This window comes from Anoxybacillus dikiliensis (genome assembly GCF_050613275.1).
Lineage (GTDB): Bacteria > Bacillota > Bacilli > Bacillales > Anoxybacillaceae > Anoxybacillus.
The window spans coordinates 2,058,847-2,076,776 of the sequence record NZ_CP187112.1; the positions used below are offsets into that span (position 1 = coordinate 2,058,847).

The 17,930-nt window shown below is 42.9% G+C and carries 17 protein-coding genes, 1 tRNA gene, 2 pseudogenes and 1 other annotated feature; of the genes and pseudogenes, 3 read left to right on the forward strand and 17 right to left on the reverse strand.

The annotated features are described in order from the left end of the window. Positions 1-25: 25 nt before the first annotated feature. The 13 genes from leuD to ACPF7I_RS10935 form a co-directional block, all read right to left on the reverse strand. Complete coding sequence (gene leuD, locus ACPF7I_RS10875) at positions 26-610, reverse strand: 3-isopropylmalate dehydratase small subunit (protein ID WP_430743316.1); 585 nt, start codon at positions 608-610, stop codon at positions 26-28. A 12-nt stretch (positions 611-622) separates the two neighbouring features. Next, on the reverse strand, positions 623-2,038 hold the full coding sequence (leuC, locus tag ACPF7I_RS10880) for a 3-isopropylmalate dehydratase large subunit (RefSeq protein ID WP_430743315.1): 1,416 nt from the start codon (positions 2,036-2,038) through the stop codon (positions 623-625). Between the two features lie 11 nt (positions 2,039-2,049). Continuing rightward, positions 2,050-3,159 (reverse strand): 3-isopropylmalate dehydrogenase, encoded by a 1,110-nt coding sequence (gene leuB / locus ACPF7I_RS10885; protein ID WP_430743314.1) that lies wholly within the window; start codon positions 3,157-3,159, stop codon positions 2,050-2,052. Between the two features lie 16 nt (positions 3,160-3,175). Continuing rightward, positions 3,176-4,720, reverse strand: coding sequence for a 2-isopropylmalate synthase (locus ACPF7I_RS10890; protein ID WP_430743313.1), 1,545 nt, complete (start codon positions 4,718-4,720; stop codon positions 3,176-3,178). Then, positions 4,707-5,732: a ketol-acid reductoisomerase gene (ilvC, locus tag ACPF7I_RS10895; protein WP_430743312.1), complete on the reverse strand. Its 1,026-nt coding sequence runs from the start codon at positions 5,730-5,732 to the stop codon at positions 4,707-4,709. The genes ACPF7I_RS10890 and ilvC overlap by 14 nt, the downstream gene beginning before the upstream one ends. Before the next feature lie 20 nt (positions 5,733-5,752). Beyond that, positions 5,753-6,271 carry an acetolactate synthase small subunit gene (ilvN, locus tag ACPF7I_RS10900; protein ID WP_035062890.1) on the reverse strand — a complete coding sequence of 173 codons (519 nt, stop codon included), beginning with the start codon at positions 6,269-6,271 and terminating at the stop codon, positions 5,753-5,755. Further along, entirely contained in the window at positions 6,268-7,986 is a 1,719-nt protein-coding gene (gene ilvB, locus ACPF7I_RS10905) for an acetolactate synthase large subunit (RefSeq protein WP_430743311.1), read from the reverse strand. Before ilvB ends, ilvN begins: the two co-directional genes overlap by 4 nt. 66 nt (positions 7,987-8,052) lie before the next feature. After that, positions 8,053-8,310, reverse strand: a binding site (T-box leader). 12 nt (positions 8,311-8,322) lie between these two features. Continuing rightward, on the reverse strand, positions 8,323-9,225 hold the full coding sequence (gene ilvE / locus ACPF7I_RS10910; RefSeq protein ID WP_009361780.1) for a branched-chain-amino-acid transaminase: 903 nt from the start codon (positions 9,223-9,225) through the stop codon (positions 8,323-8,325). Positions 9,226-9,491: 266 nt separating this feature from the next. Then, positions 9,492-9,565: transfer RNA gene (locus tag ACPF7I_RS10915), tRNA-Arg, on the reverse strand. Positions 9,566-9,667: 102 nt separating this feature from the next. After that, positions 9,668-10,180, reverse strand: a complete 513-nt coding sequence (locus tag ACPF7I_RS10920) for a metallophosphoesterase family protein (RefSeq protein WP_430743310.1) — start codon at positions 10,178-10,180, stop codon at positions 9,668-9,670. After that, the gene (locus ACPF7I_RS10925; protein WP_430743309.1) at positions 10,177-10,788 is read right to left on the reverse strand and encodes an XTP/dITP diphosphatase; all 612 of its coding nucleotides are present in this window, start codon (positions 10,786-10,788) and stop codon (positions 10,177-10,179) included. Before ACPF7I_RS10925 ends, ACPF7I_RS10920 begins: the two co-directional genes overlap by 4 nt. Then, complete coding sequence (gene rph / locus ACPF7I_RS10930; RefSeq protein ID WP_430743308.1) at positions 10,785-11,552, reverse strand: ribonuclease PH; 768 nt, start codon at positions 11,550-11,552, stop codon at positions 10,785-10,787. The genes ACPF7I_RS10925 and rph overlap by 4 nt, the downstream gene beginning before the upstream one ends. 93 nt (positions 11,553-11,645) lie before the next feature. Then, positions 11,646-12,692 carry a GerMN domain-containing protein gene (locus ACPF7I_RS10935; protein ID WP_430743307.1) on the reverse strand — a complete coding sequence of 349 codons (1,047 nt, stop codon included), beginning with the start codon at positions 12,690-12,692 and terminating at the stop codon, positions 11,646-11,648. Positions 12,693-12,848: 156 nt separating this feature from the next. Between ACPF7I_RS10935 and ACPF7I_RS10940 the strand changes: the two genes are divergently transcribed. The 3 genes and pseudogenes from ACPF7I_RS10940 (at position 12,849) to ACPF7I_RS10950 (ending at position 14,545) form a co-directional block, all read left to right on the forward strand. Next, positions 12,849-13,894 (forward strand): IS630-like element ISBs2 family transposase gene (locus ACPF7I_RS10940; RefSeq protein WP_430743306.1). Its coding sequence is split into 2 segments (ribosomal slippage): positions 12,849-13,352 and positions 13,355-13,894, totalling 1,044 coding nucleotides; the frame shifts between segments, so codons are not numbered across the junction. A 20-nt stretch (positions 13,895-13,914) separates the two neighbouring features. Beyond that, a pseudogene (locus ACPF7I_RS10945) lies at positions 13,915-14,115 on the forward strand (peptidoglycan-binding protein); the annotation flags it as partial. A gap of 13 nt (positions 14,116-14,128) precedes the next feature. Beyond that, entirely contained in the window at positions 14,129-14,545 is a 417-nt protein-coding gene (locus ACPF7I_RS10950; RefSeq protein WP_081207656.1) for a hypothetical protein, read from the forward strand. A gap of 179 nt (positions 14,546-14,724) precedes the next feature. On the opposite strand, the pseudogene ACPF7I_RS10955 reads toward ACPF7I_RS10950, so the two are convergent. From ACPF7I_RS10955 to ACPF7I_RS10970, 4 genes and pseudogenes are all read right to left on the reverse strand, one after another. Beyond that, positions 14,725-16,151, reverse strand: a pseudogene (locus ACPF7I_RS10955) (IS1182 family transposase). Between the two features lie 97 nt (positions 16,152-16,248). After that, a complete protein-coding gene (racE, locus tag ACPF7I_RS10960) occupies positions 16,249-17,046 on the reverse strand; it encodes a glutamate racemase (protein WP_430743305.1) in 798 nt (265 codons plus the stop codon). Between the two features lie 110 nt (positions 17,047-17,156). Further along, positions 17,157-17,372, reverse strand: coding sequence for a helix-turn-helix domain-containing protein (locus ACPF7I_RS10965; RefSeq protein ID WP_032100525.1), 216 nt, complete (start codon positions 17,370-17,372; stop codon positions 17,157-17,159). 80 nt (positions 17,373-17,452) lie between these two features. Next, complete coding sequence (locus tag ACPF7I_RS10970) at positions 17,453-17,902, reverse strand: acyl-CoA thioesterase (protein ID WP_430743304.1); 450 nt, start codon at positions 17,900-17,902, stop codon at positions 17,453-17,455. Positions 17,903-17,930 lie beyond the last annotated feature (28 nt).

The following is a 17,930-nucleotide window of genomic DNA, read 5'->3' on the forward strand; positions in this document are numbered from 1 at the left end:
AACGAAAAACGCCCTCGACAAATCGTCAAGAGCGTGCTTTTTCATAGGCGATAATGTACGGTTCATATACGAACGTTAAGTCGATTTCGTCCCATCCTTTTAGAAGAAGCTGTTTGCGATACGGGTCGATGTCAAACGCGCTTGTAAATCCTTCGTCGTCAAAAACGACTTGTTGTTCAAGAGAAATAGTCAGTTCATAATCTGACCGCTCCGCTTGTTTTAATAAATACACAACATCTTCTTTTGAAAGTTTAATTGGAAGCAAGCTATTTTTTAAACAATTGTTATAAAAAATATCCGCAAAAGAAGGAGCGATGACAGCACGAAACCCGTAATCAGCAAGCGCCCAAGGTGCATGTTCACGCGATGAACCACAACCAAAATTTTCATTTGCTACTAAAATCGTTGCTCCTTCATTTTCAGGGCGATTTAACTCAAAATGCGGGTTTGGCGTCCCGTCTGGAAGATAACGCCAATCATAAAAAAGAAATTGACCAAATCCGGTTCGTTCAACTCGTTTTAAAAATTGTTTCGGAATGATTTGATCTGTATCCACATTCGCACGATCTAAACCAGCGACTTTTCCTTTATGAATAATGAATGGTTCCAAAGCGTTCTCCTCCTATCGTACCGCTTCCTTATACAATGTGCGTACATCAACAAAATGTCCGTAAATGGCAGCCGCTGCCGCCATTGCTGGACTAACGAGATGCGTACGCGCCCCTTTTCCTTGTCGCCCTTCAAAATTGCGATTTGACGTTGAAGCACAATGCTCCCCTGCTGGTACAGTATCTGGATTCATGCCAAGACACATGCTACAGCCGGAATCACGCCATTCAAAACCTGCATCAATAAAAATTTGAGCAATTCCTTCTTCTTCCGCTTGTTTTTTCACTTGTTGTGAGCCCGGAACGACGAGCGCCCTTACGCCCGGTGCAACTTTTTTTCCTTTCACAATTTGTGCCGCTTCTCTTAAATCGCTTATGCGTGAGTTCGTACACGATCCGATAAACACATGTTGAATAGAAATATCTGTCATTTTCATTCCTGGTTTTAGCCCCATATATTGCAACGCTAACTGAGCTGCCTTTCTCTCCGTTTCTGTCGCAAACTGATCCGGATTAGGGACTTCGCCATCAATCGGGGAACTCATCGCAGGCGTCGTTCCCCATGTAACCGTTGGAGCAATTTCACTTCCATCTATATGAACGACACGGTCATATACCGCTCCTTCATCTGTACATAACTGTTTCCATCGTTCAACCGCCTGTTCAAACGCTTCTCCTTTTGGGGCATATTTTCGCCCACGCAAATATGCAAACGTTACATCATCTGGGGCAATTAACCCCGCGCGCGCGCCCGCTTCAATCGACATGTTGCAAATCGTCATCCGCTCTTCCATCGACAAACGACGAATGACGTCGCCTGTAAATTCCAGCACATATCCTGTACCAAAATCAACACCGAACTTACCAATAATAGCTAAAATGACATCTTTCGCCGATACACCTGGTGCTAGCGTGCCTGTAACATGAACTTGCATCGTTTTTGGACGGTGCTGCCATAACGTTTGTGTCGCCAACACATGTTCCACTTCGCTCGTGCCGATGCCAAACGCCAACGCCCCAAAAGCACCATGTGTCGACGTATGACTATCCCCGCACACGATCGTTTTTCCCGGCTGCGTCAATCCAAGTTCTGGGCCGATGACATGCACAATGCCTTGTTCTGGACTGTTTAAATCGGCAAGCGGAACGCCAAATTCACGACAGTTCCGCTCCAATGCCGTCATTTGATTTCTTGCCACTTCATCTTCAATGACAAACCGATTGACCGTTGGAACGTTATGATCCATCGTTGCAAACGTTAAATCTGGGCGGCGCACTTTTCTTCCTTTTTGACGCAATCCTTCAAACGCTTGCGGCGATGTCACTTCATGAACGAGATGTAAGTCAATATATAATAAATCCGGTTTTCCATCCTCACGGTATACAACGTGCTCATCCCAAATTTTTTCAATAATCGTCTTCGGCGCCACCTCAATCCCTCCTACACATACACTTGCATAATTCGTTCAATCGCTACATCGTCTAAAATCGCATCTTTTACTTTTTCGACCATTTCTGTCGTCGATAATACACAATCGCCTTGTTGAGCAATGTCTGCTGTTCGATACCCAGCATCCAACACTTGCTTAACAGCCCGTTCGATAACATCGGCTTCTTCCGTAAGTCCGAACGATAAACGAAGCATCATTGCCGCCGATAAAATCGTGGCAAGCGGGTTCGCTTTATTTTGTCCTGCGATGTCTGGAGCCGAACCGTGAATCGGTTCGTATAATGCCGGTCCGTCAACAGACAAGCTTGCCGACGGAAGCATGCCGAGAGAACCTGTTAACATGGACGCTTCATCACTTAAAATATCACCAAACATATTTTCTGTTACGATCACGTCAAATTGTTTTGGAGAGCGAACGAGTTGCATCGCTGCATTATCTACAAGCATATGTTCCAGTTGAACGTCTGGAAAACGTTTAGCGACTTGTTCAGCTACCTCGCGCCACATGCGGCTTGACTCTAACACATTCGCTTTATCAACAGACGTTACTTTTTTCTTTCGCTTTTGTGCTAGTGCAAAAGCAAATGTAATAATCCGTTCGATTTCTTCCCTTTTATAAAACAGTGTATCAACGACCGCTTCCTCCCCTTTTTCGATCCGGCGTTCACTTGGCTTTCCAAAATATAAGCCTCCTGTTAATTCACGAACGATAACAAAATCCGCCCCTTCAATCACATGTGGTTTAAGCGGGGAAGCGCCAGATAAACTGTCATAAAACGTAACTGGTCGAACGTTCGCAAACAAATTCATCTCTTTTCGAATTTGCAACAATCCTTTCTCCGGACGGACGTGCGGCGGATGACTGTCCCATTTCGGCCCACCAACAGCACCAAGCAATACCGCATCGCTTTGTTTACACATATGAAGCGTTTGTTCTGGAAGCGGTGTTCCTTCACGGTCGATCGCTTCCCCACCAATCAAACCGTATGAAAAATGAAACGTATGGCCGAAACGATCACCAATCGCTTGCAAAACTTTTACCGCTCCTTTTGTCACTTCTTTTCCAATGCCATCCCCAGGTAACACAGCGATACGATACATAAAACATCCCCCTTCGTTATTGCGCAGCAAGCGCTTGTTCTTCTTTCATTTTTTCAATGACAAACATGCGATTGACGGCGTGAATATATGCTTTTGCTGATGCTTCTAGCACATCTTGTGCCGTTCCGCGTCCGCTTGCTTCTTTCCCATCGAGCGATACTTTCACATATACTTGCGCTAAAGCATCACGTCCGCTTCCAACGGATTCAATGCGATAGTCAAGCAACGTCACCGGCAATTGCAACGCTTTTTCCAAAGCGTTATATAGTGCCTCGACACTACCCGCTCCTGTTGCCGCTTCTTGAATGTCATTTCCTTCTCCATCTTTCAATACAACAACGGCTGTTGGAATTTGATTTGTTCCGTACTGTACTTGAATCGAACATAATTGATAAAAGTTTTTATACGTATCTAGCTTTTCATCTAAAATAAGGGCGACTAAATCATCATCGGTAATATCTTTCTTTTTATCTGCTAAATCTTTAAAGCGAACAAATAAACGATTCACTTCTTCCTCTGTTAACGAATAGCCAAGCTCTTGAATGCGCGTGCGAAACGCATGGCGTCCCGAATGTTTTCCGAGCACCATCGAATTAGATTGCACGCCAACAAGTTGCGGAGATATAATTTCATACGTTGTTTTTTCTTTTAATACTCCATCTTGGTGAATGCCTGATTCATGTGCAAAAGCGTTTTTACCGACAATCGCCTTATTTGGTGGAACAATCATTCCTGTTAGCTTGCTTACGAGGTTGCTCGTTCGTTTAATCTCTTGCAAGTTCAAGCGCGTCTCAGCTTGGTAGTAGTCTTTGCGAATATAAAGCGCCACCGCCACTTCTTCAATTGCAGCGTTTCCTGCCCTCTCGCCAATGCCATTGATTGTTCCTTCAATTTGTGTCGCTCCCGCTTCAATAGCCGCAAGCGAATTGGCGACAGCCATTCCTAAGTCATCGTGACAATGAGCAGATAAACTAATTTTTTCAATATTCCGAACATTTTTCTTTAAAAAAGAGAATATGTCGCCATATTGTTTCGGGGTAATATAGCCGACTGTATCTGGAATATTAATGACGTTCGCTCCAGCTTCGATCACTCGTTCAATAATTGTCGCAAGAAACGGAAGATCGCTTCGACATGCATCTTCTGCTGACCATTGTACAATCGGGAAATATTTTTTCGCATAACGAACAGACTCAACAGCTGTTTCAATCACTTGTTCTGGTGTCATGCGCAATTTATATTGCATATGAATAGGTGACGTTGCGATAAATACGTGTAATCGTGGTTCCGCTCCGTCTTTTAACGCCTCCCACGCTGCATCGATGTCCGACTGGACAGAGCGTGAAAGACCTGTAACCGAACAGTTGCGAACCGTTTGGGCGATCGCTTGAACGGCTTGGAAATCACCTTTTGATGAGGCAGGGAATCCCGCCTCGATGATATCGACACCGAGGCGTTCTAACTGCCGAGCAATTTCTAGCTTTTCATGCAAGTTTAAACTGACGCCTGCAGACTGTTCTCCGTCACGCAACGTCGTATCAAAAATGTTAATTTTTCGCACCGACCGTCACCACATCTTTCTGTTTAGCGTTGACAAACGGCATCATTTTACGTAATTCGCGGCCAACGACTTCAATTAAATGCTCATTTTCACGGCGATTGATCGCATTAAACTCTGGACGATTCGCTTGATTTTCTAAAATCCAACCTTTTGCAAACTTCCCTGTTTGAATGTCTTCAAGCACTTTTTTCATTTCTGCTTTTACTGCGTCATTAATGATGCGTGGACCTGTCACAAAGTCACCCCATTGCGCTGTATCAGAAATCGAATAACGCATACCTGCCAAACCGCCTTCGTACATTAAATCAACGATAAGTTTCAACTCATGCAAACATTCAAAATAGGCGATTTCCGGCTGGTATCCGGCTTCTACAAGCGTTTCAAACCCTGCTTTGACAAGGGCAGTCAATCCGCCACAAAGAACCGCTTGTTCGCCAAATAAATCTGTTTCTGTTTCTTCTTTGAATGTCGTTTCAATCACGCCTGCTCGAGCGGAACCGATCGCTTTTGCATACGCAAGCGCTGTTTCTTTCGCTTCACCGCTCACATCTTGATACACAGCGATCAATGCAGGTACGCCTGCCCCTTCCGTATATGTGCGACGAACTAAATGACCTGGTCCCTTCGGTGCAACTAAAAAGACATCCACGTCGCTCGGTGGAACGATTTGATTGAAGTGAATATTAAATCCGTGTGCAAACACGAGCGCGTTACCTGGACGCAAGTTTGGTGCAATTTCTTCTTTATATACTTTCGGCTGATGTTCGTCTGGAAGTAAAATCATTACAATATCCGCTTGTTTTGTCGCTTCATCAACCGGCAAGACGACAAATCCATCTTGTTCTGCTTTTTCCCACGATTTCCCTTTTCTCAATCCAATGATGACATCAACGCCGCTATCACGAAGGTTTTGCGCATGGGCATGACCTTGAGATCCGTATCCGATAATCGCTACTTTTTTCCCTTGAATGTAAGCTTCGTTTGCATCGCCATTGTAATATACTTTTACCATAATAAAATCCTCTCCTTAATTTAAATGATGAATAGTGATTTATTTGTTGATGATGCGCGTTGTGAACCGCGCGGAAACGCTGTTGTTCCTGTTCTTGCAACTTCCTTTAATCCGTATGGCTTTAATAAGTCGATGAGCGCATCAATTTTTTCTGGCTCACCTGTTACTTGAACGACAAGACTATCGCGCGCCACATCGACAATCGCTGCACGAAACGGTTCAATTAGTGTATAAATTTCACCGCGCGTCGCCGGTGTAACCGCTACTTTAATTAAAGCAAGCTCTCGAACGATAATCGCCTGATCAGTAATATCGACAACTTTTAATACATCAATTTGTTTGTTTAATTGTTTTGTAATTTGTTCAGCAATGCGCTCATCATCTACATTGACGACAAACGTCATGCGTGAAACACCTTCTGTTTCTGTATGACCAACTGTAATGCTTTCAATGTTGTAATGTCGTTTCGTAAACAAACCTGTAATGCGATTTAATACACCCGGACGGTTGTTTACTGTCATTGTAATAATTCGCTTCACCATTTCACCCCCACCATCTCGTGCAGCCCTTTTCCAGGTGCCACCATCGGATATACGTTTTCCCCTGGATGAACATGAAAATCAAGTAAAACTGGTGCATTTGTCGCAAACGCTTCTTTCAATACGTATTCTGCTTCTTCTTCCGTCGTTGCGCGCATCGCTTTCATCCCGTATGCTTCTGCTAACCGAACGAAATCTGGTTGATTCGGAATAAGTGAATGGGAATACCGTTTTTCATAAAAAATTTCTTGCCATTGACGCACCATGCCGAGCGCTTGATTGTTAACGATGACAATTTTAATTGGCAAATTTAACTCTTGAATAACCGATAACTCTTGTAATGTCATTTGAAACCCACCGTCACCAACGATCGCTACAACTGTCGCTTCCGGTTGTGCCAATTGAGCACCAATTGCCGCTGGCAAGCCGAATCCCATCGTTCCAAGCCCACCGGATGTGACCCAACGATGTGGCTGTTTAAATTTATAATATTGGGCGACCCACATTTGATGTTGACCGACATCCGTCGTCACAACCGCTTCACCGTTTGTATATTCGTGAATCATTTCAATAAGTCGCTGTGGTTTGAGCACACCCGGTTCGCGTTTGTACATAAGCGGATATTCACGTTTCCATTCGTTTAACTTGTTCATCCACTCTGATACATCTGGTCGCTTTCCGTTTTGTTCAATTAATTGAATGAGCGCTTCTTTCGCATCACCAACGATCGGAATTTTTGTTGGTACATTTTTTCCGATTTCCGCCGGATCAATATCGATATGAGCGACCGTTGCTTTTGGTGCAAAATGAGCTAAATTTCCAGTCACCCGATCATCGAATCTTGCGCCGACATTAATGAGTAAATCACACTCATACAGTGCCATGTTTGCTGTGTACGTTCCGTGCATTCCTGCCATTCCGAGAAATAGTGGATGGTCGGCAGGAAATCCACCAAGTCCTAAAAGCGTATGAATCACAGGAATATTTTGTTGTTCAGCATATTGTTTTAACTGTTCATGAGCATTCGCATGGAGAACACCCGCTCCAGCTAAGATGACCGGGCGTTTTGCTTGGCTTACCGCCTCAACAAGTTTGCGAATTTGTAAATGATTTGGCTTTGTTGTCGGCTGATAACCCGGCAACTGTACGTCTTGTTCGTAATCAAACTCCGCTTCAGCAACGGCCATATCTTTTGGAATATCGATTAATACAGGACCTGGGCGTCCCGTTGTCGCAATATGAAACGCTTCTTTAATGATTTTTGGCAGCTCGTGTATGTCGCGTACTTGGTAACTATGTTTTGTAATAGGCATTGTAATTCCTAACACATCTGCTTCTTGGAAGGCATCTGAACCGATGACATTTGATGCTACTTGCCCTGTAAAGACGACGAGTGGAATGGAATCCATCATTGCATCTGTTAAACCTGTCACGATATTTGTCGCACCCGGTCCAGATGTAGCAATGACGACACCAGGTTTTCCTGAAATGCGCGCATACCCTTCTGCCGCATGAATGGCACCTTGTTCGTGACGTGTTAGCACGTGGAATACGCCTGATTCATAAAGCTTGTCGTAAATCGGTAACACAGCACCTCCCGGATATCCGAAAATAACTTTCACGTTTTCTGCTTTGAGCGCTTCAATTAACATGAGCGCTCCACATAACGTTTGCTTTTTTGCTACTCTTTCTTTCACTTTCATATTCGCTGCCATTTTTTCACCCCTAAAAAAATGTGAAATAAGAAAAGCCTTCTCACCCCTCCATCGGTCTATATAGACCAAAGGGGCGAAAAGGCTTGCATCCTTCCCGCGGTACCACCCTTCTTCGTGGCAAAGCCACCTCAGGAGCACGCGACGATCGTCGCAGCGCTCGTTTTAATAACGAGTGACGTGCACCCGTCCGTCCCTACTAGATCTAGTCGTTCAAGACGGCGCTCGGAGGGGAGTTCACTAACGGAGACATCACCGGTTTCCAGCTTCCCCGGCTCTCTGTAGATGCCGAACCCGCTAGCTACTTATCCTCTTCAACGCTTTTTTCTTATTTACTTGTCATCCTGCATTCACATTTTGTGTAGCATACACTTTTACACCTTCTGAAACAACTCGTTTGCGAAACTCTTCTAACAATCGTTTTGTATGTTCGCCCGGTACACCGTCGCCAATGACACGACCATCGACTTTAACGACCGCAATAACTTCTGCTGCAGTTCCTGTTAAAAATACTTCATCTGCCGTGTACACATCATGACGAGTGAATGGCTCTTCTTTAACGACATAGCCGAGGTCTTTAGCGATGTCCATGATCGCATCGCGCGTAATGCCTTCAAGCGCCCCGACATATCCTGGTGGTGTATATAACACGCCGTTTTTGACGATAAATACGTTGTCTGCTGAGCCTTCAGCGACATATCCTTGGTCGTTGAGCATAAGCGCTTCGCTGACGTTTGCTAAATGCGCTTCAATTCGTACTAATACGTTGTTTAAATAGTTTAACGATTTTACTTTTGGGCTTAGCACATCTGGTCGATTTCGTCTCGTTGCGACAGTAACGACTTCAATGCCCGTTTCATATAAATGTTTTGGGAAGATTGCCAACGGTTCGACAATGACGACTACTTGCGGCTTCGGACATTTGTATGGATCAAGTCCAAGGTCACCGACACCGCGCGACACGACCACGCGAATATAAGCGTCTTCAAAGCCGTTTTTTTGTACCGTCTGGACGATAATATTTGTTAATTCTTCTTTTGTGTATGGAATGTTCAATAAAATGGATTTCGCTGAATTGTATAAGCGGTCAATATGTTCTTTCATGCGAAACACGTTGCCGCTGTACACACGAATGCCTTCAAACACCCCATCCCCATAAAGAAAACCGTGATCGTATACAGAGATTTTCGCATTTTCTTTTGTAACAAATTCGTCGTTCAGAAAAATCCACTGTTCACTCAATGTTTTTCCCCTCTTCCCCTGTTCGCCGTCTCTTGCTTCTTATGTTGATTGCGACTTTTGTTAGATTTATTTGAAAATTATCATACGCTCATTTACCAAAAGAGTCAATACTATTTCATCGAATTTTTTGATTATTTCGATTAGTTAAAATGTTATGTATCCGCTTACATAATTGATATATCAAGGAAAAGAAAGGGTATAAAAAATTTTGAACATTTTTTGACTAATAAAAAATCCTCTTGCTTATGCAAGAGGACTGTTGTTAACGTCCCAGGAGAGATTCGAACTCCCGACCGACGGCTTAGAAGGCCGTTGCTCTATCCAGCTGAGCTACTGGGACACAATGATAACAGCCTGTCGCTTTCATATCGTGGTTTGGACAATTGTTATTGTAATGATGTTTATGAAAAATGTCAATAGGGGCGGTGGAATTTTCTTGCCCCTATTGTGTTTTGTATATGCTCGTTAAATCATGAAGAAGTTGGCCATCGATGTTGTAAAAATGTACGGTTGTGGTTGTTTCGTCTATATGAAGCATGGCGTATGTTTTTTCGCGACGCATGCGCGGTAAAAAGATGCTTCCTGGATTAATGAAAAGAACGTCATCGATTTTTTCGCATCCTGCAATATGGGAATGGCCGAAGCAAACGATGTGCGCCCCGACTTCCTTCGCTTTATAATACGCATTCATCATCGTCATTTTGACGTTATATAAGTGCCCATGCGTAATGAAAAAACGAACACCGTTCAGTTCTTCCACGAGGTCGATTGGGAAACGGCGTTCGTAGTCGCAGTTTCCTCTCACAACGAGCATGCCTTGCAACGCCTCATGGTCGCTTGGTAACTCGGAGTCACCGCAGTGAATGACAGCATCGACATGTTGTTTATGACGGGAGACGATTGATTGTAATTCAGTTGTTAATCCGTGGCTATCGCTCATAATTAATACGTTCACGACTCATTCTCCTTTTCAAACAGCTTGTCCCATATGCTCAAAAGATGTTGTAGCGCCCTTGCCCGATGGCTTATTTCATTTTTCTCCTCTTTTGTTAATTGAGCCATTGTTCGTTGTTTTTCAGGCACGTAAAAAATCGGGTCGTACCCAAAACCGTTTTCACCTATTGGCTCTTCTGCAATATATCCTTCGCACACACCGTCTACGGTCGCTGTTTCCCCGTTCGGTTTTGCAACAGCTAACGTGCAATGAAAACGGGCGGTTCGTTGTTCAAAAGGCACACCTTGTAGCTTTGTAAGCACTTTTTCAATGTTGGCTTGATCGTCTTTTCCTTCGCCAGCGTAGCGAGCCGAGTATACGCCCGGCTCACCGTTTAGCGCATCAACGATTAAACCAGAATCATCTGCAATGACGATTTCATGAAGCATATTTGCAATCGTCGTTGCTTTTAATATCGCATTCTCTGCAAATGTTGTTCCCGTTTCTTCAACATCCGGTATGTCATCGTAGTCGAGGAGAGAACGAACGTCGATTCCTTTTTTCGTAAACAATTGTTGAAACTCCGCTACTTTCCCTTTGTTTTTTGTAGCAATGATCATTCGCTTCACTTTGCTTCTTCCCCTTCCGCACGATATTGCATAATTTGTTCAGCGAGCGAACCGAGCGCTTCTTTTTGTCGAGCAATAAGCTCGTGAATGCCTTTTTCAGCAACCGTTAATAAATCGAGCAACTGCTCGTATGAAAATGTCGCTTCTTCTCCTGTTCCTTGAATTTCAACAAAGCGCCCCGATCCTGTCATAACAATATTCATATCGACATGTGCTTTTGAATCTTCAACGTAATTTAAATCTAAAATAATGCCATGCTCTTCATCTATTCCGACTGATGTGGCAGCTAAAAAATCCGTAATCGGGAGAGCCGGTAATTTTTTTTGTTCGACCATTTTTCCGAGTGCCAACGTCATGGCGACAAATGCCCCTGTAATTGACGCTGTGCGCGTTCCACCGTCCGCTTGAATGACATCACAATCAATCCAAATCGTTTTTTCCCCTAATTTTTGTAAATCAACGACAGAACGAAGCGCCCGGCCAATGAGCCGTTGAATTTCCATCGTTCGCCCTGACAACTTTCCTTTACTTGCTTCGCGAATGTTTCGCTGCTCCGTCGCGCGCGGAATCATCGCATACTCCGCAGTAATCCATCCCTTTCCACCTCCACGCATAAACGGTGGAACTTTATCTTCGATGCTTGCTGTACAAATGACTTTCGTATCACCAATGGCAATGAGTACCGAGCCTTCTGGATGTTTTAAATAGTTCGGTTCAATATGTACGGGACGAAGCTCTTCATTTGTTCTACCATCTACTCTCACAAAAAATCCTCCTCAATGTATGTTCACGAAATAAGAGGCAGGAACACTGCCTCTCGACGATGAATCTTTATATAGTATAGCAAAAAATTGGTTTCAAAAACTACCTGTGTTCACATTTTGCGGTCTTGTTACCGGTTCTGATAACGGTTTTCCACTTTCATCAACTAATTCTGCTTTTCCGTTTACTGTAACCTCTACACTTTCTACCCCTGGTTGTTCAGTTAATGATAGTACTAAACAATTGAGCACATGAGTCGACACAACATTTTTCTCCACGCTACCGTAAATTGCTTCGTTAAAGTTTAACGTCACTTTTCCATTTTCGTATTTCGGTGCTTCTAACAACTTCACATCTGCTTGCAAATCACTTAACAGCCCTGAGCCGTAGCTTGGCCCTTTAATCAACTCATTCACAACAGCCGCTAACTCATCTTGCTCGCTATTTGGTACGCGGCGTGTAACTGGCACATAATACGTCCGTTCGCCGTCTTGTGCTAAAAAGTAGACGATGACCGGATGCGTATTTGTAATATCAACAACACCGTTCGTTTCAATGTTAATTCCATCGTCTCTGCTCAGTTCGTCGCTAATTGGTGTTCCGTTAACCGGCATCACATTTTGATCATGTCCGTTCATGCGAATTTTCACACGTTTCACATTATCAAATTGCGTTACCGTCCATGTAATTGCTTGTAAAATACGTTTTTCGTCTTCTGGTCGATAGTTCGCAAACTCTTTAGAAAAATCAATGACAAGCGTGCCATCTTGTTTTAAATTGACACTTAACACTTGTGTGTCAGCTGGGAGAACCGCACGAAATCCGTTCGGCAATAGTTCAGAAATCGGACCGTTTTCTACTAAATATTCAAGTACTTGCTTTGCGGCTGCATTTGTTTTTGGTAAGGCAAACGTTTGTGGGACGACGAAGCCATTTTTATCAATTAAATACAATTCACGTTGCACCGTTTCTGTCGCTGTTTCCTTTTCTGCTACTTCTTTTTCTTGCAATGCTTGTTCATCTTCTACATATGTTACATCTTTTGGTGGATCAATTTCTTTCGTGGCTTTTTCACCTCCGAACAGCCCACATCCTGAAAGAATAAATATAAACATTGTGGCAATAACCCATACGCGACGCATGGACTCCCCTCCTCATACGGTTTGTACTACTATGTATACGAGCCGTTCAAAAAAATAGAACAAAAAAAACCTTCGCTATATAAATTGAAATAAAGGTTTTCTCCCGTTCCACGGCGAATAAATACAAAGAGAAAATAGGGGAACGGAGAGAAAACTATGATGCCAAATCACAAAGACGAGATCGAAAAGTTGTCCACTGCCATGAAAGAAGCAAAAAGTAAACGAGCATATGAACGCTACCAAGCGATTTATCTTCATTTGCAGGGATATACCAAAGGAGAAATCGCAACGATTATTGGTCGATCCAAGAAAACTATTTATAACTATGTTCATGCCTACGCCCAGCGCGGTCTTGATGGACTGGAGATGAAATACTCACCTGGCGCCCCACGTCGATTGACCCCTGAGCAGGAAAAAGAGCTGGCTTTGATCATTGAACATCAGCTCCCCGTAGATGTGGGATTCGAAGCAAAATATAATTGGACGCTTGCGATAATCGCTGAACTCATTCAACAAAAGTGGGGGCCAACATACACGCTTCGCGGAACAAGTGACATTCTGCATCGGTTAGGGCTAAGCTATACGAAACCGACCTATACACTAGCCAATGCCGATGAAGAGAAACAAAAAGAATTCGTCGAAATCACCTTCCCTGAAGTAAAAAAAAACTGGTAGATGGGAACATCGCCCATGTCCTCTTTCAAGATGAGTCGATGATTCGTGATTACCAAGCGATTCAAAAAACATGGTTTGTCAAAGGAAAACAACGAATCATTCCGACGTTTGGAAAACATCAAGGGCTGAAGCTGATTGGCACGTTGAACTACGAAACAGGGGAAGTGTTTTGCATCGAAGAAGAACGCTATGACGCGGAAACATTTCTTCGATTTCTTCAACTTGTGTTAGAACGCTATCCCACAGGCAAAATAGTGATGATTTTAGATAACGCTCGAATTCACCATGCCAAACTCATTCAGCCATTTTTAAAAGAACACGAAGATCGGTTAGAGCTCGTCTTTTTGCCACCATACAGTCCGCAATTGAACTTGATTGAAGGGCTATGGAAATGGCTGAAATCAGACGTGATTTACAACGTGTTCTATTCGAGTGTGCAAGAAATTAGAAAGAATGTCCAAGCCTTTATTCAGCGAATCAACCAGAAACCAGAACAAACGATCGATCGTTTGTGTGTTCAGTTGTAAATCTTTAATTCAACTTATATAGCAAAGGATATGGAAAAGTGATTGGTAGGATGTCTGCGGACGAGAAAGTTAGGTGGAGACTAGATTATGATCCGGAGAAAGGGATACATATTAACGTTGAAGATTACAGAAATGGGAAAGGTCAAGCGATAAAAGTATGCATTCCTTTTAAAGGGGATGAAAAAACATTCGAATCCCTTTTAAAGCATCTCAATAAATAAGGGGGGATGAACAATGACACTATTTGAAGAGTGTGTTCATGCAATTGGGGATGATCATTTGAGGATTTTATCGAACGAGGAAACTGAAAAATATTTTGATTATTTGTGTACATTATTCCCTATTTTACCTTGGGGAAGGATTGATTGGGAAAAAGTATCTGAAAGAAAAGAAATAACATATTTATCAGAAATCACAGACTGGGTACGACAAAAGGGAATGAATGATAAAGATGTGATAGTATTATGGAACTATTCTTATTGTCCTGGCATTCAGACAAAATTGGAAAAAGTTCTAAATGCAATCGATGATGTGGTTGCTGTGGGATCAGATACCTTTATCCTTTGTACAAATGGAGAGTATATAATCGAATTTTTCCATGATGGCCAAGTGACCATAGGTACTCCAGAAAATAAAACGAGAAAAATTTAATCATCTTCGTTTTTTGAAAAACTCTCATTTCTAAGTGTATGTGGTAGGAGACATTCGTCAACAATGGTGGTGTGTAAGTTTTCGGGATGTTCTAGAAAAATACAGGACGCAGCAGAGTAGAGAAGAAGGCGGATCGCTCCGCCTCAGACTGTTGACAAAATGGTTGTAAGACAGTTGTTTTACTTGTTCCATTTTAATATTTGTTTTCCCTGATGAACCGACGAAAATAACGACATACATAGGTGAAAAAGAGGAGAGGTGCCCATTCTCCATAGGTAGTTTGCTAATTTCTTTAAATTCATCGCAGCACAAACAAGCATCGCCTGCATCTGGTTTCTTTCCAATCCACGGTAATTTGTCCAGCGCAGACCATGCTTCTCTTTCAAATCTGCAAAATTTCGTTCGATTGTCTCTTTTCTTCGTTCATACAACTCCCGATGCTCCGGCACATATCGTAAATGCTCGGCTTCTTCATAGTAATCTTGCCAAACATGGCGTGTGACCACTTTTGTATGGCTTTTGCTTTCTGTGCATCTTTCTAGATAAGGACACGTCTTGCACACAGATGGATTGGATTTATATTCCCGATAACCTTCCCGATTCGTTGTTGAATAAGATAACACTTGGTTATTTGGACAAAGGTAACAATCAAAATGTTCGTCATATGCAAATTCAGATTTCCGAAAGAACCCATCTTTCGTTTTTGGACGAGTGTATGGCCAAATCGGATCAATCCCTTGTTCTAGTAGGTATTTCGCAATGGCTGGCGTCTTGTATCCTGCATCGATGCACACGTCTTTTGGGCGCTGCTTCACTTCCTTTTTGACCCGTTCAAACAGTTCGAAAAAGGCTTGACTATCATGCACGTTTGCCGCTGTGACATAGGATTGAAGGATCCAGCCATGGCGATCACAAGCCGTATGATAGGAGTAAGCAAATACTCGTTCGCGTTCATTTTTCACAAACATCCCACTCTCGGGATCTGTCTTACTGATCTTCACTTCTCGTTTTTTTTTTCTGTTTCTGGCGGTAGTGGAGATTTTCCGTGTACGATCCGATCTCGTTCAATCTCTTTTTCCAATTCCTCTTGATACGCTTTCGCTTCGACTTCTGCCACTTCGGTGTTGAATTTTCTTTTGTTTGCACTCGCCTTCACATGGGTAGAGTCAACAAATACGACACTTGGATCCACCAGCCCGTGTTGAAAGGCTTCTTCGAGAATTCTTGAAAAAATTTTTTGAAAGACGTCTGTACCTGCAAAACGTCGTGCGTAATTTTTGCTTGGTGTCGAATGATGTGGGACAGGATCATGAAGACTCAATCCTAAAAACCATCGATAGGCTACGTTTGTTCGAATTTGTTCCACCGTTTCACGCATCGAACGAATGCCGAAGATATAACGGATCAAGTACATTTTGAACAACACAACCGGATCAATACTTGGTCGTCCATGGTCGGATGAGTATAGATCTTTGACGATGTCGTAAATAAAAGAGAAGTCAATCGCTTTTTCTAGCTTACGCACAAGGTGATCCTCAGGAACAAGGTCATCAATCTTTACCGTTGTTTCCATATGTCTACGGTCTTCTTGATGACGTTGAAGCATCTGATTCCCCCTCCTATAAATACCCTTACACCTATATATTAAAACAGCTTGTCGACTTTGTCGACAAGCTGAAATCCTTCGGTATATGCGAAGGATTTTAAGATAATTGAATCGTTTCGACATGTTCAATCGGGTGACCGAACCATTTCGAAGCAATTTGTTGGAACGTTTCTTTCGATCCAGTCGTGAAAAATATATGCTCGCGGCGCTTATTCCCCGTATAAAGCAAACCGCTATGATGTAAAATTGTACTCACTTCACGCGCTGTTTCATCGCCAGAACAAATGAGCTTCACGTGCTCGCCCATATATTGTTGAATGAGTGGGCTTAAAAGTGGATAGTGCGTACACCCTAAAATAAGCGTATCAATTGGTCGGTCTTTTAATGGTTCAAGAGATTCAGCAACAATTTGCTTTGCTTCTTCTCCTTCAAATTGTCCGCTTTCCACTAAAGGAACAAACTTTGGACAAGCTAAACTTTCTACTTTCACATCGCTATTGATCGATTTTAATGCTTGCTCATAAGCACCACTTTTCACCGTTCCAACCGTGCCGATAACACCAATATGATAGTTTTTTGTAATTTTCAATGCGGTGCGTGCACCAGGATGAACGACACCGATCACAGGAATGTTGAGCGTATCACGAATTTCTTCTAAAGCGACAGCTGTGGCAGTATTACATGCAATGACGAGCATTTTTATATCATATCCAAGTAAATAGTTCGTCATTTCCCACGTAAACTGCCGAATTTCTTTTCGCGACCTCGGTCCGTATGGACAACGTGCTGTATCTCCTAAATATACGACTTGTTCTTTTGGTAGCTGGCGCATGATTTCCCTTGCAACCGTTAACCCACCAACGCCTGAATCAATAACTCCAATCGGTCTTTCCAATGTATTCGCCTCATTCTTTGTTGATGTATGACAAAACATCTTTCATTATAACACACATCAAATCAATAGAAAACCGGCTTGCCTAAACTGAAAAGGCGAGCCGGTTCCCTTTATAGTTCAAGTTCCCCCATTCGAAGCAATTCAACAACAGCTTGTGAACGCCCCTTTACTCCAAGCTTTTGCATTGCATTCGAAATGTGGTTACGAACTGTTTTTTCGCTAATGAACAGTTCACTAGCAATCTCTTTCGTTGTCTTGTCTTGCAACAACAGTTCGAATACTTCTCGTTCTCTTTTTGTGAGCAGCGGCTTCTGATTCAAGTGGATAACCCTCCTTGCTTTTACCAGACCGAAACGGATGGGTATATATTTAGTCAACATATCGTATGCAAGAAGGGATGGAACGGTTACATGTTTTCTATTAATCGCGCACGCGCACCCTCGTCCCAAGGCACTCCTTTACCTGTCGTTTTCGACATTTGCACCATCGTCCCACGACCTGTAAATGCAATGGCTCCATTTTGTTTTTTTCCAACATAATGTAAATCAACAGAAGAATTCCCAATATGAGCAACCTTCACCCCGATTTGTAGCTGTTCACCAAAATATACTTGTTGTAAAAAATCACATTGTAAGTTAGCGACGACTGGAATGGCATCTTGTTCTTTTCCAACCCAGTCACCCATAAAACCGAGATGCTCAAAAAACGCGATGCGCGCTTCTTCAAAATATACAAAAGGCACTGTATTGTTTAAATGTCCAAACATATCCGTTTCAGAAAAGCGGACGCGCACCGGATGAAAAAAGGAAAAGCGCTGCTCCCATTCTTTCACGTCGTCAATATAAGATATTTTCAAATTTCTCCCCCCTATATATGAAACGCAA

What these genes read in the sequence shown, in the direction of transcription:
- leuB (WP_430743314.1), bottom strand. Translation starts at nt 3,159, where the DNA reads ATGTATCGTATCGCTGTGTTACCTGGGGATGGCATTGGAAAAGAAGTG.
- ilvC (WP_430743312.1), bottom strand. Translation starts at nt 5,732, where the DNA reads ATGGTAAAAGTATATTACAATGGCGATGCAAACGAAGCTTACATTCAA.
- ilvB (WP_430743311.1), bottom strand. Translation starts at nt 7,986, where the DNA reads ATGGCAGCGAATATGAAAGTGAAAGAAAGAGTAGCAAAAAAGCAAACG.
- ACPF7I_RS10935 (WP_430743307.1), bottom strand. Translation starts at nt 12,692, where the DNA reads ATGCGTCGCGTATGGGTTATTGCCACAATGTTTATATTTATTCTTTCA.
- ACPF7I_RS10950 (WP_081207656.1), top strand. Translation starts at nt 14,129, where the DNA reads ATGACACTATTTGAAGAGTGTGTTCATGCAATTGGGGATGATCATTTG.